General features: G+C 57.5%; 22 protein-coding genes and 2 pseudogenes. 10 read left to right on the forward strand and 14 right to left on the reverse strand.

All coding sequences use genetic code 11. From position 1 onward, the window contains the following. Window positions 1-12: 12 nt before the first annotated feature. Together P5704_006720 and P5704_006725 are read left to right on the forward strand one after the other, a co-directional pair. Window positions 13-1,290, forward strand: coding sequence for an ISL3 family transposase (locus tag P5704_006720; protein ID WOF80167.1), 1,278 nt, complete (start codon window positions 13-15; stop codon window positions 1,288-1,290). A gap of 205 nt (window positions 1,291-1,495) precedes the next feature. Then, window positions 1,496-1,912: a TetR family transcriptional regulator gene (locus P5704_006725; GenBank protein ID WOF80168.1), complete on the forward strand. Its 417-nt coding sequence runs from the start codon at window positions 1,496-1,498 to the stop codon at window positions 1,910-1,912. Between the two features lie 167 nt (window positions 1,913-2,079). On the opposite strand, the gene P5704_006730 is transcribed toward P5704_006725, so the two are convergent. Beyond that, the gene (locus tag P5704_006730) at window positions 2,080-2,640 is read right to left on the reverse strand and encodes a hypothetical protein (GenBank protein ID WOF80169.1); all 561 of its coding nucleotides are present in this window, start codon (window positions 2,638-2,640) and stop codon (window positions 2,080-2,082) included. Window positions 2,641-2,875: 235 nt separating this feature from the next. Here P5704_006730 and P5704_006735 point away from each other — a divergent pair. Together P5704_006735 and P5704_006740 are read left to right on the forward strand one after the other, a co-directional pair. Then, window positions 2,876-3,070, forward strand: a pseudogene (locus tag P5704_006735) (heavy metal-associated domain-containing protein). Between the two features lie 478 nt (window positions 3,071-3,548). Then, window positions 3,549-4,394 carry an AraC family transcriptional regulator gene (locus P5704_006740; protein ID WOF80170.1) on the forward strand — a complete coding sequence of 282 codons (846 nt, stop codon included), beginning with the start codon at window positions 3,549-3,551 and terminating at the stop codon, window positions 4,392-4,394. Window positions 4,395-4,423: 29 nt separating this feature from the next. Here the strand turns inward: P5704_006740 and P5704_006745 are convergent, their stop codons facing one another. Further along, window positions 4,424-4,942 (reverse strand): DUF417 family protein, encoded by a 519-nt coding sequence (locus P5704_006745; GenBank protein ID WOF80171.1) that lies wholly within the window; start codon window positions 4,940-4,942, stop codon window positions 4,424-4,426. A gap of 759 nt (window positions 4,943-5,701) precedes the next feature. Between P5704_006745 and P5704_006750 the strand changes: the two genes are divergently transcribed. Together P5704_006750 and sdhC are read left to right on the forward strand one after the other, a co-directional pair. Then, window positions 5,702-6,730 carry an IS30-like element ISPsp4 family transposase gene (locus P5704_006750; GenBank protein WOF80172.1) on the forward strand — a complete coding sequence of 343 codons (1,029 nt, stop codon included), beginning with the start codon at window positions 5,702-5,704 and terminating at the stop codon, window positions 6,728-6,730. A 57-nt stretch (window positions 6,731-6,787) separates the two neighbouring features. Further along, entirely contained in the window at window positions 6,788-7,162 is a 375-nt protein-coding gene (sdhC, locus tag P5704_006755; protein WOF80173.1) for a succinate dehydrogenase, cytochrome b556 subunit, read from the forward strand. Between the two features lie 860 nt (window positions 7,163-8,022). On the opposite strand, the gene P5704_006760 is transcribed toward sdhC, so the two are convergent. Beyond that, window positions 8,023-8,289 (reverse strand): hypothetical protein, encoded by a 267-nt coding sequence (locus P5704_006760; GenBank protein ID WOF80174.1) that lies wholly within the window; start codon window positions 8,287-8,289, stop codon window positions 8,023-8,025. Window positions 8,290-8,458: 169 nt separating this feature from the next. Next, a complete protein-coding gene (locus tag P5704_006765; GenBank protein WOF80175.1) occupies window positions 8,459-8,626 on the reverse strand; it encodes a DUF427 domain-containing protein in 168 nt (55 codons plus the stop codon). A gap of 128 nt (window positions 8,627-8,754) precedes the next feature. Here P5704_006765 and istA point away from each other — a divergent pair. Next, window positions 8,755-10,267, forward strand: a pseudogene (gene istA, locus P5704_006770) (IS21 family transposase). A gap of 17 nt (window positions 10,268-10,284) precedes the next feature. Next, window positions 10,285-11,040: an IS21-like element helper ATPase IstB gene (gene istB, locus P5704_006775; GenBank protein WOF80176.1), complete on the forward strand. Its 756-nt coding sequence runs from the start codon at window positions 10,285-10,287 to the stop codon at window positions 11,038-11,040. On the opposite strand, the gene P5704_006780 is transcribed toward istB, so the two are convergent. The 4 genes from P5704_006780 to P5704_006795 form a co-directional block, all read right to left on the reverse strand. Then, entirely contained in the window at window positions 11,037-11,279 is a 243-nt protein-coding gene (locus tag P5704_006780) for a DUF427 domain-containing protein (protein ID WOF80177.1), read from the reverse strand. The two genes, istB and P5704_006780, sit on opposite strands and share 4 nt — an antisense overlap. A gap of 67 nt (window positions 11,280-11,346) precedes the next feature. Then, window positions 11,347-11,619 carry a glutaredoxin 3 gene (gene grxC, locus P5704_006785; protein ID WOF80178.1) on the reverse strand — a complete coding sequence of 91 codons (273 nt, stop codon included), beginning with the start codon at window positions 11,617-11,619 and terminating at the stop codon, window positions 11,347-11,349. A 453-nt stretch (window positions 11,620-12,072) separates the two neighbouring features. Continuing rightward, window positions 12,073-12,819: a ferredoxin reductase gene (locus P5704_006790; protein WOF80179.1), complete on the reverse strand. Its 747-nt coding sequence runs from the start codon at window positions 12,817-12,819 to the stop codon at window positions 12,073-12,075. Then, a complete protein-coding gene (locus P5704_006795; protein ID WOF80180.1) occupies window positions 12,812-13,459 on the reverse strand; it encodes a sulfite oxidase-like oxidoreductase in 648 nt (215 codons plus the stop codon). Before P5704_006795 ends, P5704_006790 begins: the two co-directional genes overlap by 8 nt. Before the next feature lie 422 nt (window positions 13,460-13,881). Between P5704_006795 and P5704_006800 the strand changes: the two genes are divergently transcribed. Further along, on the forward strand, window positions 13,882-14,352 hold the full coding sequence (locus P5704_006800; protein WOF80181.1) for a TlpA family protein disulfide reductase: 471 nt from the start codon (window positions 13,882-13,884) through the stop codon (window positions 14,350-14,352). Between the two features lie 325 nt (window positions 14,353-14,677). Here the strand turns inward: P5704_006800 and P5704_006805 are convergent, their stop codons facing one another. The 3 genes from P5704_006805 to P5704_006815 form a co-directional block, all read right to left on the reverse strand. After that, window positions 14,678-14,971, reverse strand: a complete 294-nt coding sequence (locus tag P5704_006805) for a DUF1330 domain-containing protein (protein WOF80182.1) — start codon at window positions 14,969-14,971, stop codon at window positions 14,678-14,680. Between the two features lie 58 nt (window positions 14,972-15,029). Further along, complete coding sequence (locus tag P5704_006810; GenBank protein ID WOF80183.1) at window positions 15,030-15,461, reverse strand: heme-binding protein; 432 nt, start codon at window positions 15,459-15,461, stop codon at window positions 15,030-15,032. Window positions 15,462-15,533: 72 nt separating this feature from the next. After that, window positions 15,534-16,547 (reverse strand): zinc-binding alcohol dehydrogenase family protein, encoded by a 1,014-nt coding sequence (locus tag P5704_006815; GenBank protein WOF80184.1) that lies wholly within the window; start codon window positions 16,545-16,547, stop codon window positions 15,534-15,536. A gap of 75 nt (window positions 16,548-16,622) precedes the next feature. Between P5704_006815 and P5704_006820 the strand changes: the two genes are divergently transcribed. Then, window positions 16,623-16,790: a hypothetical protein gene (locus P5704_006820; protein ID WOF80185.1), complete on the forward strand. Its 168-nt coding sequence runs from the start codon at window positions 16,623-16,625 to the stop codon at window positions 16,788-16,790. A gap of 204 nt (window positions 16,791-16,994) precedes the next feature. Here the strand turns inward: P5704_006820 and P5704_006825 are convergent, their stop codons facing one another. From P5704_006825 to msrA, 3 genes are all read right to left on the reverse strand, one after another. After that, on the reverse strand, window positions 16,995-17,963 hold the full coding sequence (locus P5704_006825) for a magnesium and cobalt transport protein CorA (protein WOF80186.1): 969 nt from the start codon (window positions 17,961-17,963) through the stop codon (window positions 16,995-16,997). Beyond that, window positions 17,960-18,664, reverse strand: coding sequence for a glutathione S-transferase N-terminal domain-containing protein (locus P5704_006830; GenBank protein ID WOF80187.1), 705 nt, complete (start codon window positions 18,662-18,664; stop codon window positions 17,960-17,962). The genes P5704_006825 and P5704_006830 overlap by 4 nt, the downstream gene beginning before the upstream one ends. Before the next feature lie 140 nt (window positions 18,665-18,804). Next, a complete protein-coding gene (msrA, locus tag P5704_006835; GenBank protein ID WOF80188.1) occupies window positions 18,805-19,344 on the reverse strand; it encodes a peptide-methionine (S)-S-oxide reductase MsrA in 540 nt (179 codons plus the stop codon).

The following is a 19,344-nucleotide window of genomic DNA, read 5'->3' on the forward strand; positions in this document are numbered from 1 at the left end:
TCAAGGCGGGAGATGATTAATTCGTTAAGCCTTCCTGGGTACCAGTTGGTGGATTCTGATGAGCAGAATGAAGACATACATTTTCGGCTTGAAGCACCTACACCAGTAGCCTGCGAGGGGTGCGGCGTGCAGGGTGAGTTCGTGCGGTTCGGCAAGCGTGACGTTCCCTATCGTGATCTGCCCATCCACGGCAAGCGGGTCACTCTCTGGGTGGTCCGCCGCCGATACACCTGCCGGGCCTGCAAGACAACATTCAGGCCCCAGCTACCGGAGATGGTGGACGGATTCCGTATGACACTGCGGCTGCATGAGTACGTGGAGAAGGAATCCTTCAACCACCCCTACACCTTTGTGGCGGCACAGACCGGCCTGGACGAGAAGACGGTGCGCGACATCTTCAACGCCCGCGCCGAGTTCCTGGGGCGCTGGCACCGCTTCGAGACGCCCCGCATCCTGGGCATTGACGAGCTATACCTGAACAAGCGCTACCGCTGCATTCTGACCAACATTGAGGAGCGAACCCTGCTCGACCTGCTGGCCACCCGCCGCCAGGACGTGGTGACCAACTACCTGATGAAGCTGAAAGACCGGCAGAAGGTCGAGATCGTCAGCATGGACATGTGGAACCCCTACCGGGCAGCGGTCAAGGCTGTGCTGCCCCAGGCCCGTATCGTGGTCGATAAGTTCCATGTGGTGCGCATGGCCAACGATGCCCTAGAGAGAGTGCGCAAGGGCCTCAGAAAGGAGCCGAAACCGTCCCAGAGCCGGACTCTCAAGGGAGACCGGAAAATCCTGCTGAAACGCGCTCACGAAGTCTCAGACCGGGAGCGCCTCATCATGGAGACCTGGACAGGCGCGTTCCCGCAACTGCTGGCCGCCTACGAGCACAAGGAGCGCTTCTACGGCATCTGGGACGCCACCACACGGCTCCAGGCAGAAGCCGCCCTGGACGAGTGGATAGCCACCATCCCGAAGGGCCAAAAGGAAGTCTGGAGCGATCTGGTCAGGGCAGTGGGAAACTGGCGCGAAGAGACCATGACCTACTTCGAGACGGACATGCCCGTCACCAACGCTTACACGGAGTCCATCAACCGACTGGCCAAGGACAAGAACCGTGAAGGGCGCGGTTACTCCTTCGAGGTGATGCGGGCACGAATGCTCTACACCACGAAGCACAAGAAGAAGGCACCGACTGCGAAGGTCTCTCCTTTCTACAAGAAAACCATCGGTTACGGACTGCCGGACTTCGCAGAGGAACTCAACTACGGAGTCGATCTATCAACCATCTGAGGGTGGTATCAGATTGATGGGGTGAAGGTGCCCCATCAACCATTAAATCCGTATACCCTCTACTCGCAACAGCGGGAGCTGATGAAAATTGAGGATGCAGGCCCAGCAGTAAGACAGCGTGCCGAGCGTGATTTGAAAGTCGCGCTCGATGTTATCAACAGCCTAGGCATATCCCCCCATGACGACGAGCAAGAAGGGGCTGTGAATGACTAAGCAAGCGACGGAGCCTCGCTCCACTGGACGATCTCGGCCAAAGACAACCGATGCACTCGACAAGGTCATCGATGGCATGGTCGAGGGCAACCAAAAGCTCAGCATCTCCTCAGTTGCCAGGGCCGCAGGAGTCACGCCGGGCCTTATCCATAACACCTACCCTGCGGTGGCGGAACGTATTCGCAACCTTATGGGCAAGTCGGTGCGCGCCCAGCGTGACTCCAAGCATCAAGCACTGATGAAGGAGAAAGAACTGAACAAGGCGCTCCGGGCGGAGAACAGCCTGCTTCTTGAGGAGTTAGCCAGGCTCGCGTCGGTGAACCAGCGCCTCATGATTGAGCTGGCCCAGTTGGATGGCGTTGCCCAAGGTAAGGTAGTTACGCTAGCACCGAAGCCTGGGGCTAAGTAGCCCCAGGGGCTTATTTCACCATCCGTAGCTGATCGATCCTGGTTGTATAGCTGGGGCTCAGCACCTCGTGCTTCATGTTCCACTCCGGGGTAACTGCTGCCGCATCGGTGGGGGCCTGCCTAACTCATGGTGGAATAGGATGCCCCCCGTGGCGTCGACGTGAGGGCTTAGCGAGGCGGTGTGCCCATGTGTTGCTGATGCTGCATCATCTGATCCATCATCATTTGCTGCATGCCCATGTACCTATCCATCATGTATTGATGCTGCTTCATCTGCTCAGGCGTCATCTGGGAGTAGTGGCTGCCCATTTGATCCCAGCCCATCATGTGACCACCTCCCATCATCTGACCGTCACCCATCATGTGGCCACCTCCCATCATCTGACCGTTACCCATCATATGGCCACCCATCATGCCCCCTCCGCAGCACCCCATCATTCCGCCGCCACGCATTCCGTTCATCATGTGCATTCCTTGCTGCATCATGGTTTGGTGCTCTTGCATCAGTTTCTGACGCTGTGCAGGGTCGCTAGCTTTCTGGATTTGGCTCATTTGCTCCTGCATTTTCTTGAGATTTTCTTGTGCCTTCGCCATCTCTTGGTCGAATTGCTCAACGCTTATCGGTTGCTGTTGGGCCGATTTAGCAGCGGTTGAGTCCTGCTGCGCGGAGGCTAATGCGGGGAAAAGCGCTGCCGCCAAAGCGACGGCGGCGAGTTGGGATGCTTTCATCTTCTACTCCTTGCAGCGGGTGATTGATCGAGGGTGAATCACTACTTTCCAATATAGACCTCAATTTTTGGCATAGCCTGACTGGGATCAATGGTTGACCCTGTACCTGCTACAGGGTGTATTTAGGCTGCCTACTTGTTAGGAGGTGAACGGGATGAGTGGTGACAAAGCTTGTGGTTGTGCGAATAGCGTTGCACCGTCGAATGAGGTGTCCACCCGAAGCAATGGGGCTGCGTGGGTCAGTGAGTTTTCTGTACCCAAGATGGACTGTCCCTCTGAAGAACGCATGATTCGCTTGGCTTTGGAGGGACTGGAAGGTATCGAGTCGTTATCCTTCGATCTCAGTCAACGGCGCGTTCACGTCTATCACTCGGGGGCGATAGATCTGCACGCTAACAAGCTCGATTCCTTGGGCCTTGGCTCGACCCTGATAGGTACGTGTTGGCGCTGATGGAAAATTGACCCACCCTGCCGATTGAAATTTGACCCAGGGCGGATTGCTGATTTTGTTACCAGCAACACCTTATCGCAGACAGCCGCGATTCAAGTGACTGCTAGGGTCTCTAGGGGAGGGAAGAGTAGGTCGGGGGAATGGTTGGGCCGAAGCTCGACGACATTAAATTCGAAGAGCGCTAGGCTGAAGCTTACGATCAACCTTCCGGATATCTGATCGACTGCACCGCAAAGTGCTGTTGCCAGGTACTGTAAAATAGAAGAGTGAGCACTTGATTTGCTGGTGCTTTCAAACAACGGTGTTGTTTTTTTAACAGCCGAACTGGAAAGGGAGGCTGAGCTGCTCAGTGATCACTTTATCCGTTGGCTGATTTACGCCGGCATGTTCGCTACAGGCACTGAACGACAACGCAGATGGTATGGTCTGTGCGTTCTGACTCGTCAAGGATCGGCCAATGGATCGTTTGTCTAATTTGCTCTCGCGGTTCGGCGTGCGGGCCAATCTGTTCTATGACGGCGACCTATGCGGCTCTGCATCTTACGATGGCGCCGAGCGGCGAGGTTATATCCATCTGCTTCAGGCCGGCAGCGTGACGTTGCTTGGTCCCGATCGCAAGGATTTGCAGCTCACTCGCCCTAGCTTGATTTTTATGCCACGCCCCGCCAAGCATCAATTGTTTGCGGGTGAGTCCGATGGCGCAAAGTTGTTGTGTGCTTCCATGGAGTTTGAGGGCGGAATTGATAATCCTTTGTCGGCTTCATTACCGGACTGTTTGGTGCTCGCACTCGATGATCTGCCCATGCTGGCAGACACGTTGGAGTGGATGTTTGCCGAGGCGGCAAATGTGCATTGTGGAAGGGAAGCCGCGCTTGAGCGCTTATTTGAGCTCCTAATCATTCTGTTGCTCCGTTACCTGCTCGATCATCACCAGTTGCGCACCGGAATGATGGCTGGACTGGCCGACATGCGGCTTGCCCGATCGCTTTTACAGATGCACAACTCCCCGGAACATGCCTGGTCAATAGCAGAGCTGGCCAGTGAGTCAAATATGTCACGCGCTGCGTATGCCGTGCATTTCAAGAGTGTCATCGGACAGACGCCTGCTGATTATTTGTTGAGTTGGCGAGTTAGCCTGGCTCAGAAGCTGATGCGAGAAGGGCGCTCGATTACGCTGATTGCAGCTCAAGTCGGCTACGAAAGTCCTTCGGCGCTGTCTCGCGCATTTAGACGCAAGACGGGGTTGAGCCCTCGTGACTGGTTGAAAGATCTGGCGGGGGAAAATGATGGCAAAAAGGCCTAAGGCATTACTGCCTTAAGCCATTGAAAAAATTATGCATTAATTTTACGTTTTTCCAGTTCAACCAGCGAATGGCCTGCCACAAATATCGAAACAGCAAGCAACCCTAAGTCTTTAAGCAGAAACTGACCTGGCGCAACGGAAATCGCCGGAAACCCTAAACTAGGCTCAATGACGCCCGGAGTGGAAAACATAAAGCTAAGGGTTGTGAAGAACAGGCCTGCAGACAGAGCGCCTCCTACCACGGATAGTTTGGGCGACAGCATGCGGCCTGCGATCAGAGTGCCGATCGAAATCTCTAGTATGCCGAGCAGGCTGGAGAACATGTCGACCGAAAAAATGCTATACACCCATCCCAAAAGCGGGCTGTTGCTCACCAGTGGAACCAGGCCCTCGGCCTCGTAGTGGGTAAATTTCATGCCGCCGAACCAGAAGTAAATAATAGCGAGAGCCAAGTACGCGCCATAGATACCTAGCCCCATAGTTTTGGTTCCAAGCGTTAAGTGGGCCTGTACGCTGGACTTCGAGTTTTCAATGCCTATGGTTTTCATGTCTGAGCTTCCAGTAGTGAGTGAGAGTGTGTTGGCTGCCGAACGCCGTATGCGTTGGCGATGAGATGATTATGGCTGGCATCTCTAATCAAGAGGCATCAGAAAGTATTGATTTCAGTGCAGATCGTCTTGGGCGGTGCAATTCGCGATGAAGGGATCGCCGTGGAGAGCGATGAGTGCACTATTTCGATAAAGGAGTCGTTTTACATAGGTCGATGAAGCGCGTTGCGGCATCGCCTACTGTCATTTCTCAAATCTGACTATGGGGCTTGGGGCGAAGGGCGGCACTGACTAGGCTTAGAACAGCTACCAACTAGCCGCGCGGCCGCGATGCACAAAGAATGGTAACTGAGCCGTGAGTGCGGTGGGCGCCCGCATTTATTTCCAAACCCTACAGATACATCGATCTTCGACTTCAACCGGGCAGATAGCTGTTGCAGCAAGCCTATCAATCGACTTTGACGTGTTAAAGAGGATAGGTTTTCCAGGGTTGGGGAACAGCATGCCCTGCAGAACGACACACGTCACTTTTGTTAAATTAATAAGCTAGCTACCTATTGGGCATAACCTTGCAATTTGCTTCAATTTACGCACATGCACTTGCGACCTCAAAATGCAACGTAAGCCCCGAATATCTCCATTATTGTCGCCGCCAGCCTTAGTTACAGCTGCTATGATGAATGAGATCGAAAACTGAAATCCCCCGGCGGCGGCAAAAACTGAGTGCAACACCTGACCTTTCCGGTACGGTGCTGCCCTATGTCTTATTCCGAACTCAGCGTTGAAGAGCGTGCCACCATTCAAGTTAGTCATGCCCAAGGCCTCAGCTTGCGCAGGATTGCCTGCTTGATCAACCGATCCCCTTCGACGGTCAGCCGAGAGATGCGCCGCAATCGAGATGCAGCTGGCAGCTACTCGGCCCGCGTGGCTCAGCAGCGGATGAAGGTCCGCCGCCAGGCTTGTCGGCCCATGCGAAAGCTGCTGCCAGGTAGTGAGCGCTTTGAACTGGTGATCCATATGCTGCGCCAGCGTTTGTCTCCCGAGCAGATTGCCGGCAAGCTGCGCAGTATGAACATACCCAGTCTTAGAGATGCCTACGTCTGTCGCGAGACGATCTACAACGCGATCTATGCCCTGCCCGTCGGTGAGCTGCGCAAGGAGTTGATCCTTTGTTTGCGCCAAGGCAAGACGACACGTAGACCACGCCTTGGCGGTGTGGATCGGCGCGGGCAGATTCCAGAGATGGTCAGCATTCACTTGCGCCCGCCGGAAGTTGAAGACCGACTGATGCCGGGGCATTGGGAAGGCGACCTTATTAAGGGTAAGGCTAACGCCTCGTCTGTAGGTACGCTGGTGGAGCGCACTAGTGGCTACCTGATGCTGGTGAAGATGAACGACGCGACGGCGACCTCGGCAATGGAGGGCTTCAGCGCCGCCCTCAATAACATGCCGCTGGCGATGCGCAAGAGCATGACCTACGACCAGGGCCGGGAAATGGCACAGCACGCCGAGATCACCCAGAGAACCGGTGTGGCGATCTACTTCTGTGACCCGCACAGCCCTTGGCAGCGCGGCAGCAACGAAAACATTAATGGCCTGATCCGCCAGTACCTGCCCAAGGGCACTGACTTGTCGGTACATAGCCAAGAAGAACTGGATGCCATTGCACTTCAACTGAACATGCGTCCACGTAAGCGCTTCGATTTCAAATGTCCTATCGAAGTCATGAGCGAAGTGATGCAGAAAGCCTTGGCTATGCAATATGATGCTCCTGCCTCAATTCAATAACCGTGTTGCACTCAGCTCCTGCAACCGCCCCCACTAGAATTGTTGACTGGAGTCAAAATGAATAAAAAGCGGCCGGTTAATCTTGATATTCGAACCATTCAGCTTCCTCTCACGGCGCTTACATCGATTCTGCACCGGATTTCAGGAATTATGCTCTTTATTTTTCTGGGACTGATACTGTATATGCTGAGCAAATCGTTGGAGTCAGAAAAGGGTTTTAATGAAGTCAAGGAGATTTTTTCTTCACCTTTCGGCAAAGTTAGTTTCTGGTTGGTATACTCTTCATTTATTTATCATCTCGTAGCCGGAATTCGACACCTAGTTATGGATGTGGGTGTTGGTCATACTTTGAAAGGCAGCAATCGCGCCTCTACTATTGTTTTAGTAGTGTCGGGTGTTTTAATGGTTGCTGGCGCCGTATGGATTTGGTAGCTGTGGAGTCGTAATGCGTATTTACAAGGACTAAAAGCGTCCTTTAAAGCTAACTTACGAAAGTATTTATAATCGACGGTTCACGCTTAAACGGTTGAATCCTTTCGGGCTTCCGAATAGCTGTTAGCTGAAAGCTATCATGAGCTAAGTTTTCTGTGCATCATCAAATGTGTTAATGGGAGCGCCATAGTACTAGGTACAAATATGGCTCTAGGACAATGTTAGATGTTTTGGATTTTGAGGCGGATCGCTCTTATCGAAGATCGTCTAATTCGCTCTGAAGCGCAGGTTTTTTGAAACTATCACCTGGTTGGCACACTGTGCGAATCAACATCAGATATGAGAAAGCCAATCAGGTGAACACTACCCTCGAGGGCTCATCTGTCCAGTTAAAGCCTCGAGTCTTTCTGGGTGCGCAAAAGACAAGAAGGTTATATGGGAAAATTATGAGGCCTGGATACCATGCGTCATGGGCGTGCCGATGCTGTGAGTGACAGAGCGAGAAGCAAGTGAAAGTCCCTGAAGTAGGGGCGGGATGCGCCCGAGTGGCATTTTTTGTCTTAAGGTAGATCGCGTAGCTGTTCTTCAGAATAATCTTCAGAGCGTTGACGACAGCCATCGCTGTGCATTCCTCAAGAATAGAATGTGTCGGAAGGGTGGCGTCATTGGTGTTAGTCATCGCTTAGGATTTCTCAATCTGGCTTACACGGGCGCCTGTACCGATATCCCCGCGGATGGCGACGTATCGATGTTGAATTCCTCGCCAGACGAAGTGCAATGAGCTGCGGCTATAGGCTTGCGCAGCCTTAGATAGCCGGCCGTCGCAGGCGCGCCGGTTGGCCGGGATCTTCTTCTGCCCGTCAGGTGTCCGGTCGGAACTCCAGCACGAACGCTACGACCTTTTCGGCGGACATTTCGCACGGCTTCAACAATGTCCTATCTGATGTAACGCGGAAGAGGTTGAAGCTGACAATGTCAGTCCCGTCCAACTCCCTGGCGAACAGACTGTTGCGACGTCCGTCCCCAGATCGCCGGACGATCAAGCTGAAACGCCGGCCTTCATAAGTCCCTTCTCTGTATCCCTCCGCAAGCTTCGCGAAAGCGGCATCGAACTCGGAATGCTCCATGTCATCCATCCTTATTGATAGAACAGAGGCGCGGCGGGTGCGAGACCGCCAGTGCCGGGTCGCGCTAAGGTGCCGGGCAGATTCCTGCAGCCGACGAGGCCCGGGGTGGGCAGGATAATTGAGATGTCGGCGCCCGCATGGCTATCAGCGAAGTCGTCCGTCCAGTCTGCTAGGCAACGTCCACGCCTTTCCAGAAAGCGATGTAATCCCGGATACCCTCGGCATCCGGAGTGGGGGCGGGATAGGTCCAAGCGGCGTTCATGCGGATTCCACGGTCATCTGGCCACCCATTCCATGAGCATCTGACCACCGATTCCACGGTGATCCGGCCACCCATTCCACGCGTATCCGACCACTGATTCCACGGCCATCCGGCCACCCAACCGGGTAGGCAGCTACGCAGGATTTCTTCACTACCATCGACCTCTTTTTCGAAGCAGAGAGGTCGTCGTGGAGCGTTTATCCATGCGTAAGATTCGCGAAGTACTTCGTCTCAAGTTCGAGGTCGGGCTATCGGCTCGCCAGATTGCGGTCAGCGTGCAGATCGGTCGTGTCACCGTCGGCGATTACCTCAACCGCTTTGCCGCCAGCGGCCTCAGTTGGCCCTGTTCGTTGTCCGATTCCGAGCTGGAACAGCAGCTGTTCCCACCGGCGCCGGCAGTGCCCAGCGAGCAGCGGCCACTGCCTGATTGGTCTTGGGTGCATGCCGAGCTACGCCGGCCGGGCGTGACCTTGGCGCTGCTCTGGCAGGAGTATCGCCTGAGCCAGCCGAAAGGCTTTCAGTACAGCTGGTTCTGCGAGCACTACCGGGCCTGGCAGGGCAAGCTGGACGTGGTGATGCGCCAGGAGCACCGCGTCGGCGAGAAGTTGTTCGTCGACTACGCCGGGCAGACGGTGCCGGTGATCGACCGCCACAGCGGCGAGATCCGCCAGGCGCAGGTGTTCGTCGCGGTGCTCGGTGCGTCCAGCTACACCTTCGCCGAAGCCACCTGGTCGCAGCAGCTGCCGGACTGGCTGGGCTCGCATACCCGCTGCTTTGCCTTCCTCGGCGGCGTGCCGGAGATCGTGGTGCCGGACAACCTGCGCAGCGCGGTGAGTAAGAGCCATCGCTACGAGCCGGACATCAACCCGAGCTACCGCGATCTGGCCGAGCACTATGGCGTGGCGGTGGTGCCGGCGCGGGCGCGTAAACCGCGCGACAAGGCCAAGGCCGAGGTCGGCGTGCAGGTGGTCGAGCGCTGGATCCTCGCCGCGCTGAGGAATCGGCAGTTCTTCTCCTGGATGAACTCAACAGCGCCATCGCCTTATTGCTGGAGCGGCTCAACCGACGACCGTTTCGCAAGCTGCCGGGCTCCCGGCAGTCGGCCTTCGAAGCTCTGGATCGTCCGGCGCTGCGCCCCCTGCCGGAGCAACCCTACGTCTACGCCGAGTGGAAGAAGGCGCGGGTGCACATCGACTACCACGTCGAGGTCGATGGGCACTACTACTCGGTGCCGTACCAACTGGTGAAGAAACAACTGGAAGTACGCCTGACAGCGCGCACGGTGGAGTGCTTCCACGCCAATCAGCGGGTGGCCAGTCACCTTCGCTCAATGCACAAGGGCAGGCACAGCACGCAGGCCGAGCACATGCCCAAGAGCCATCGCGAGCATGCCGAGTGGACGCCGCAGCGGCTGATCCGCTGGGCCGAGCAGACCGGGCCGAACACGGCCGGCGTGATCCGGCACATCCTCGAACGGCGCATCCATCCGCAGCAGGGCTACCGGGCCTGCCTGGGCATCCTGCGCCTGGGCAAGACCCATGGCGAAGTGCGCTTGGAGTTGGCCTGCCGTCGCGCCCTCAGCCTCGGCGCGTGCAGCTACAAGAGCCTCGAATCGATCCTGCGCCAGGGGCTGGAAAACCTGCCGTTGGCTCAAGCCAACCTGCCCCGCTGCCGGACGACCACGCCAACCTGCGCGGCCCCGCCTACTACCACTGACCCCAAGGAATCCCACCATGCTGCCCCATCCGACCCTGGACAAGCTCCAGACCCTGCGCCTGACCGGCATGCTCAAGGCACTCGCCGAGCAACTGAAAACCCCCGACATCAACAGCCTGAGCTTCGAGGAACGCCTCGGCCTGTTGGTCGACCGCGAACTGACCGAACGCGACGACAAGCGCCTCAGCAGCCGCCTGCGCCAGGCCCGGCTCAAGCACAACGCCTGCCTCGAAGACATCGACTACCGCAGCCCGCGCGGGCTGGATAAGGCGCTGATCCTGCAACTGAGCGGCGGCCAGTGGCTACGCGACGGCCTCAACCTGATCATCGGCGGCCCCACCGGCGTGGGTAAAACCTGGCTGGCCTGCGCCCTGGCCCACCAGGCCTGCCGAGAGGGTTACAGCGTGCGTTACCTGCGCTTGCCACGCCTGCTGGAAGAGTTGGGCCTAGCCCACGGCGACGGGCGCTTCGCCAAGCTGATGAGCGGCTATGCCAAGACCGACCTGCTGATCCTTGATGACTGGGGTCTGGCCCCGTTCACCGTTGAACAGCGCCGTGACATGCTGGAGCTACTGGACGACCGCTACGGCCAGCGCTCGACCCTCGTGACCAGCCAAATGCCCGTGGACAACTGGCACGAACTGATCGGCGATCCGACCCTGGCCGATGCCATCCTCGACCGCCTGGTGCACAACGCTTATCGGATCAACCTCAAGGGCGAATCGATGCGCAAACAGACGAAGAAATTGACGACACCGGGCACCTCAGACTAACAATGCAACCCCTGCGTCGCTGCGCTCCGACTGCCCGGCCGGATGGCCGTGGAACAGGTGGCCAGATGGCCGTGGAATGCCTGGCCAGATGAGCGTGGACTGGGTGGCCGGATGGTGTGGAATCCGCACTCAAGCAGGCTCAGGTCGACTCCTGACGGTGGGAAGTAGTGATTTCCCTCGACGATGACTGTTTCGTCGCTTGTGGCGATAGTAGTGTCTTTCCAGATGGCTGAGACCAACGGACTCTCCTTTTGTATTCATCAACCGGCGAAGGCTCGCGGGCTGGCTGCCCCAAGCCGCACCTCCTCAGGTGGCAGGCGGGTTGCGCCCGAGAAGTTTGTCGAGCTCGCCTCTGACATCGAGCGCGAATAGCTCATCGGAGCCACCGATAAGGGTGCCATTGATGAAGATCTGCGGCACGGAGCTTCGCCCCGACGCTTCCGCCATGGCCTGCCGGTGAGCCGGATCCGCCTCAATATCGAGCTCCTTCCATCGCACGCCCTTTTCCTTGAGGAGCGCCTTCGCTCGGCGGCAGAACGGGCACCAATTCGTGGTGTACAGCAATACATCAGTTGTCATATTGCATCTCCGGCAGTTGCACGCGGATCGCTGTCATGGCGTTGATCTCCAATTCGCGGCGTTCAAAGATGGCGACTGCACCTTGGCCGACATCGGAGCAGATGCTGACGATTGGCCGCTATCCAGGCGACATGGCCCAAAGTGCTTTCACCGCCAGGCAGAGGCCGCACGCGCCTCCTGTAGCGCCGAGCCGATGCTCTAAGGTAACCGAGCCTCGATTGGGACGGAAGCGGTCCCGCTCGAATCGCCCATCATGCTGGTCGAGCATATCAGGACGACGGATAGTGCAGGAACTTTCAAATTGAGCTTGATGTCGAGCCAGGTATCGCGAGCGAAGGCGTTCTAGAGGCCGGGGGGTACGAAGACTGTGTTCGGCAAAACGGTTCACGTTGATCGCCAAAGCTTCCCAGGGCGCACGTCTACGATCGGCGCGACGTGAGATAGCTCGCGCCGCTAGCCCCCGTAGCGCTCCGTCTTGATGATGGAGGCGTCCAAGCCCGCCAGCAGCGCGCTATCGGTTGCGATGTTGACGAATCCGTTAGACCCGCAGACGAACACTTGCGTCGGCTTTCCCTGAAGCCTGGTTAGAATTTCTTGGACCATCATGCCGTCGATCCGTCGCGCAAAGTCCGATGCGCGAACCGGTTTCTCGCGCGTAATCGCGAGCGCCAGGACGAACGCCGGATCGCTGATTTCGATGCAATGAAGTTCTTCTGAGAAGAGAACGTCCTCGGCGGTTCGTGCGGACAGGAGCAACGCTGTCGGAACGGCTTGGGCCAATGCGCGGCGCTGCCGGATCATTGCCATCAACGGCACGAGGCCGGAGCCTCCCCCGATCAACAGAACCGGATCTATGGCAGGCTCAGGCCAAAGGAAATGGCCACCGAGCGGACCGCGAACTTCGATTTCGTCACCAATCGCCGCGATGTCGTGAAAAAACGGCGAAACTTCGGCATCCGGCATGCGCTCGATAGCTATCTCGACGATCGGGGTCGAAACTGCCGATGACGCGATCGAGTAGCTGCGCATTGCACTGTAGCCGTCGGGCGCGGTCAGCCGGATATCGACGTGCTGACCTGCGGTGTGCGCGAACGGCTTGCTCAACCGAAGGAAGAAGCTCTTGATACTCGGTGTTTGCTGGATGATGTCGTCGATCACGCATGATTGCCACGAACGGACTTGCGCTTCGTTTTCAGTCATGGGTGTATCGTTGTTCGCGCCACGGATCGCCGTAGATGTGATAGCCGTGCAGCTCCCAAAAGCCGGCCTCGTCACGCGTCGTGAATTGCAGCGCATTCACCCATTTGGCGGATTTCCAGAAGTAAAGGTGCGGCACTAGAAGACGCGCCGGCCCCCCATGATCGCGGGAAAGTGGCTTGCCCGCATAACTGAGGGCGACCATCGCTTTCCCGGAAAGCAGATCCGTCAGAGGGACGTTTGTCGAATAATTATCGTAGCAGTGCGCCAAGACGAAATCGGTAGGCCGATCAAGCTCTGCATCTGCAAGGATGTCTTCAATGAGTACACCCTCCCAAACGGTATCCAGTTTGGACCAAGAGGTGACGCAGTGAATATCCTTTGTCACCTGGGTCTTTGGTAGAGTGTTGAATTCGCCCCAATTCCACGTTTTGACGGGCTTCGGACCAATTTTGACTGTGAATTTCCAGTCGGAGGGCTCTACCCTCGGCGTAGGGCCGGCCGACAGAACAGGGAAATCCTCCACCAGATGCTGACCTGGCGGAATCCGATCGGACTGGTCGCCTGAACCGCGACCGGTGAAACCTCTGGTGACCATAGTGACCCCTCTTGCTCGATACGGCAGACCGAAGCCGGCCTTCATTTCAGTACTCTGCGTAAAGCATTTGCCCGCACATCCGCCGAATAAGCCAATCGACTAAAAATCAGATACAGATGCTCTATCATCGTAAAAAATCGCGTATCGAACATAGCGTCAGGCCAGCATGATTCCCAATACCCAATGGCTATAGGGTAGATAACCCCAAGGCTGCGTACGCTGATCTGCGGTATGCGGAGCGGAAGTTGCAGGTTCGCTCTCAAACGGATGGGCAGCGTGCAAAGCTCAAGGCTCACCAGCGCATGGTTGCCCAGTTCGCGCTCGCCGGCAGCTTGAGTATATTAAGGACGAAATGTCGATCTGATCTATTCTGGCTTCAGGAAATAGGGAAAATAAGGTCGGACGTTCGCGCACCGTCGCGACGCGCGATCATCCACTAAGCTTCTGTATCGGGGTTGGAGGATCAGATGAACGAGATCGAACGACAAGCGCCTGAGCTGCGGGTGCAAAAATGGATTGGCAAAGATGGGGAAAGTATCGCGCCGTTCAAACTGTCAGATATCGGGCCCGGCCCGAAAATCTTGTTTGCCTTCCAGCATTGGTGCCAAGGTTGCCATTTGCATGGGTTTCCGACGCTACAAAAGTTGCATGCAGCGTTGAGCTCAAAAGACGTGGGGTTCGCAGTGATCCAGACCGTCTTCGAAGGAACGCATGAGAATACCTTCGAGAAGTTGCGCGTGAACCAGCTCAAGTATGAGCTTCCTATCGTTTTCGGTCACGACGAGCAACCGACCGGCTCGCCGTTTCCAACCTTCATGGAAGACTACCGCACACGAGGAACTCCGTGGTTTACGGTTATCGACGCTGGCGGTAGCATTGTTTTCTCGGACTTCCATCTCGACGCGGAGCGACTAGTGAAGCAACTTGAGCAAGGTTAATCGTTGGAAGGTGGGCAATCATCCTGATTGCCACCCATCCCCTGATGCCCACTACAGGCGTTGCGCGCTGTAACTCTGTTGATCAGCGTGCGAAAACCCGGATCCGGATAGGAGGAGCGTCAACGATTGAATCAATCCGTTGGGAGAGGGCGGCTCCGCTCCGTCAGCTCGGCAATAGATAACCCATTCTCGCCGAGCAACTCTCTGATCCGATCGACGATATGAGCCCCTAGCGCCGCTGTCTTGGTCCCCCCCACAGATTCCCAAGATGCGAGTTCACACGCCGATACCTCGTGGTCAGCGCCGAAGTGCTTCTGTCGGTATGTCACCGCCGCCCTTCAATGATAAAGGCGCGGTAACGGGAACCGGCAAAGCGATGAGCAGCGATGGTTTGGTAGGCGGGACTGTCATACCAGTCGCGAGCGGCCTGCATCGTCGGGAAACGCAAGATTACGGCCCCTTCGATGGGCGGCCCCTCCAAATGCTGGATCGCGCCATAAGCGGCGAGAAAGGTAACGTCGTGACCATCGAACGATGGTCCGACGCCTGCAGAATAGGTTGCGAGTGCATGTGGGTCGCTGGTTTCTTCCCGCGTAAAGACGACGAACGCTTCCATCATTAGGCCTCTCAAAGGTTGGATCTGTTGGCCATTACCACCGGTGATGGCCTCACAGTCGTCAGGCTGGCAACTGGAACCCGATTTTCATGAGTGCCTCGACGCACGCATCCTGATCCTGCTGATAGTTGCCTCCGGAGATGCCTATGCCGCCGATCAACTTCCCATCCTCCAGAATCGGATAACCGCCGCCGACAGCGACCATCCGAGGGCGATAGGCTAGCGGCGCCACTTTTGGATCGTTGGTCACATAGTCGTTCCAGACATGGGTCGGGAACCCAAACGAGGCGGAACTCCAGGCCTTGTCGATGGCAACATCGACGGTAAGGAACGGCGCATCGTCGGTGCGCTCGAACGCGCGCAGGTTACCGGTGGCGTCGACGACGGCGACGGCAGCCGGGATGCCGATGGCACGGGCCGCAGCGAGCGCCGCGTCGATGAGGGCGACTGCGGTTTCGCGGTTGATCGAGGCGGTGGCAATAGATTTGGTCATGGGATTCTCATCGCTGGGGCATAACCCGTTCGGCTTTTTGAGGTTGGACAAGATGTTTGGCGATCGCGGTCGTTAGAAGCCTTCGAGGACGATCTTGCCTTTAGCCGCGCCACTTTCGATCAGTGCATGCACCGTCTTCAGATTGGCGGCATTGATCGGCGACAGTCGCCGGGTCAGCGTCGTGCGGATTTTGCCGTCGTCAACCAGCGCTGCCATCGCATCCAGAATCTCGCCCTGCTCATTCATGTCGGGCGTGCCGTAGATCGACCGCGTGAACATCAGCTCGTGGTGGATCGACACCGCCTTGCGCTTGAAAACCATGATATCGAATGCCTTGGGATCGTCGATCAGTCCGAACCGTCCTTGTGGGGCGATCAGTTCGGCGATGTCGGCGACATGTTGCTCGGTATGTGTGGTCGAAAAGACGAAAGCGGGAGCACCGATGCCGAGTTCGGCGATCTGTGGCGCGAGCGGACGAGAATGGTCGATGACGTGGTGAGCTCCAAGCCCTCTTACCCACTCTTGGGTTTCCGGTCGAGAGGCTGTGGCGATGACGGTGAGGTCCGTGCGCTGTCGCGCGATCTGGACGGCGATCGACCCAACCCCGCCCGCGCCACCGATGATGAGGATCGCCTCCGCCGCACCGGGTACGGGCTTCGCCACGTCCAGGCGGTCGAACATCGCCTCCCAGGCCGTCAACGTCGTCAGCGGCAGCGCCGCCGCTTCCGCCCAGGAGAGCGACGCAGGTTTGTGACCGACAATCCGGGCGTCGACGAGATGGAACTCCGCATTGGTACCGGGCCGTGTGATCGATCCGGCATAATAGACCTCGTCGCCTAACTCGAACTGCGTGACGTCGGGGCCGACCTCGCGCACAATCCCGGCGGCATCCCATCCCAGCACCTTCCAATCGCCATCTGCCGGCGGCGTGCTGTTGCGGACCTTGTAGTCGACCGGGTTGACCGAGACGGCCTTCACCTCAACCAGGATATCGTATCCTGCAGCGACAGGCCGAGGCAGATTGATGTCGACCAGCGCGGCATCCGCGGCGATGGGTCCCGGAACCTTGTAACCAATGGCTTTCATAAATGTCTCCAGCTTGCTTGATCGGATGACGCGAATGCTCGTTAGTCAACTTCTTCTACATTGAGGTCCCGACTCTTGAACTGGGTCGCGGTAGCAGATTTCATCGAACACGTCGATCAACAGGCCCTTATGCTCGGTCGCCGGATCGGTGATCGCGTAGAGGGTGGAGGCGTTATCGCCATCATCACCGCTTCCGAGGCGAAACGCCGCGTCGACGCAGATGCCGCACGGACCGATGGTTGATCCTGGCTCGAGATCGACGAGATTGCTGTCCTTGACGCGCTATTCGCGGTCTTAGCCCTTGGCGATGAAGGACTGAACTGCTTGTAGAGCGTCGGTCAGCTGCTATGTCATGGACGCACCTTCATCTTGAGTTGGATTGGACAAGCTTCCGTATAAGGCCCGCTGTAACCGTCAGATGACGGCGAAGAAAACGATGGGCAGTATTCACAGCCACTTAGCCTTCTTGAAGCGCACAAATAGGAAAACGCACGATATCGCTATCACTCCGAGCACGACAAAGTATCCGTAGGCCGTGTCCAGCTCCGGCATGTGCTTAAAGTTCATGCCGTATATTCCAGCGATCGCCGTCGGGACTGCCAGTATTGCCGCCCAGGCCGCGAGCTGGCGGGTGACCACACCGATCCTTTGCGCTTCCAGAAGGCTGCTGGCCTCAAAGACCGTGGACAGGACAAGCAGGAGGCCGTCGACCATGGACTGCACGCGGTGGACATGGTCCGCGACGTCGTGGAAATATGGTGTCATTTCGGCGCTGATGCAGGGAAAGTGGCCGCGAACGAGCTTTCGCACCAGCTCGGCCATAGCCCTGAGCGTGCGCTGGAACCGCGTGAGTTCGGACCTTAGTTCGAAGATTCGCGCCACCTCTTCTGGCCCGAGGAAATCGTGCAGCGACCGTCGCTCCATCGCCAGGACGTCGTCCTCGATCATTTCGAAGATGGGCAGATACTGGTCGACCACGCGATGCAAGATCGCGTGCAGCACATAGTCGACACCCTTGCCGAACTGCGTCGGCGATGCCTCGAGTTGCTCCCGAAGTTTGCCCAGCGCTCCGGCATTGCCGTGCCGCACGGTGATAAGGTGATTGTGACCGGTGAAGATCGCCATCTTGCCGTAGCTGATCCGGTCGCCGACCAGCTCGGCGGTCTGCGCGACGACGTACAACTCATCGTTGTAGACCTCGAGCTTGGGCGGGCACAGCGGGTGCATCGCGTTGTCGATCGCCAACGGATGAAGATTATATGTCCTTTGGATCGCGAGTAGTTCCTCGGGGGTGGGTTCGCTAAGCGCGATCCAGCAGAAGCCCGAGCGACTCTCGCCCAACTTGACGTGCTCATCGAGCGCGATTTCGCGAACTCGCTTGCCTTCGTTGTAATAATAGGCGGCGATGATGCTCATGCTGGCCTCGCGGGAATGTGGAGGCCACGCTGGACGGCCGGTCGAGCCAGCCCGCGTCCAAGCCATGCGCGGACGTTCGAAAAGCTGCTGAGGCCAAGGATGTCACCCGCAGCGTAGAATTCCACCAGCGCATTCACCCAGCCGAGCGTCGCGATGTCCGCGATCGAATAGTCGTCGACGATCCAGTCGCGGCCTTCCAGCCGGCGATCCAGAATCCCCAGCAGACGCGTGGATTCGTCGATAAAGCGCTGTTGCGGCCGCTTGTCCTCATAGTCCTTGCCGCCAAATCGCAGGAAGAAGCCGAGCTGACCGAACATCGGCCCGATGGCCGACATCTGAAAGAACACCCACGCTAGGGTCTCGTAACGCTGGCCTGGTTCGGTGGAGATGAACTGACCCGTCTTGTCGGCCAGATAGAGGAGGATCGCACCGGATTCCCATAAGGCGATGGGTCTACCGTCAGGGCCAGCCGGATCGATGATCGCCGGTATGCGTCCGTTCGGGTTCAGCGACACGAACGCCGGATCCTTCGACTCGTTGTTCGAGATGTCGATCAGGTGGGGCTCGTACGCCAGGCCAGTCTCCTCAAGCATGATCGAGACCTTGACGCCATTGGGCGTAGGGGCTGCGTAGAGTTGCAGGCGATCGGGATGAGATGCCGGCCAGCGCTGCGTGATCGGAAAGGACGAGAGGTCTGGCATAAATCTGCGATCCTGGTGTTGCGATGGCGACTGACTGGAACGAGCCGTCACTCTGAAGTAGGGTTCGATGACCGCGTCGCTGAACGACGCGGTCACGAAGATTGCGGACCGGACCGGCGCAGTGGCAACGGCAGTGAAGCCTATTCCGCCGCGGTCCCGGCCGCTGGCTGTACGTCGTCAACCTTTTGGCGCTTCGGAAGCACCCAGCCGGGACGGACGAAGTGGCAGGTGTAGCCGCCCGGGCGCTTCTCCAGATAATCCTGGTGATCGGGCTCGGCCTCCCAGAACTCGCCGACCGGCTGGACCTCGGTCACCACTTTGCCATCCCACAGCCCCGAGGCATCCACATCGGCGATCGTATCCTCGGCGACGCGCTTCTGCTCCTCGTCGACATAATAGATGCCCGACCGGTAGGAGAGCCCACGATCATTGCCCTGGCGGTTCAGCGTCGTCGGATCGTGGATCTGGAAGAAGAATTCCAGGATGTTCCGGTAGCTCGTCACTGTCGGGTCGAAGACAATCTCGATCCCCTCGGCATGCGTGCCGTGATTACGATACGTGGCGTTCGGAATATCGCCGCCCGTGTAACCCACACGGGTCGAGATGATGCCGGGCCGCTTGCGGATCAGATCCTGCATGCCCCAGAAACATCCTCCTGCGAGAACAGCGCGCTGATGCAT

This window comes from Pseudomonas sp. FeN3W (genome assembly GCA_030263805.2).
Taxonomy (GTDB): domain Bacteria; phylum Pseudomonadota; class Gammaproteobacteria; order Pseudomonadales; family Pseudomonadaceae; genus Stutzerimonas; species Stutzerimonas stutzeri_G.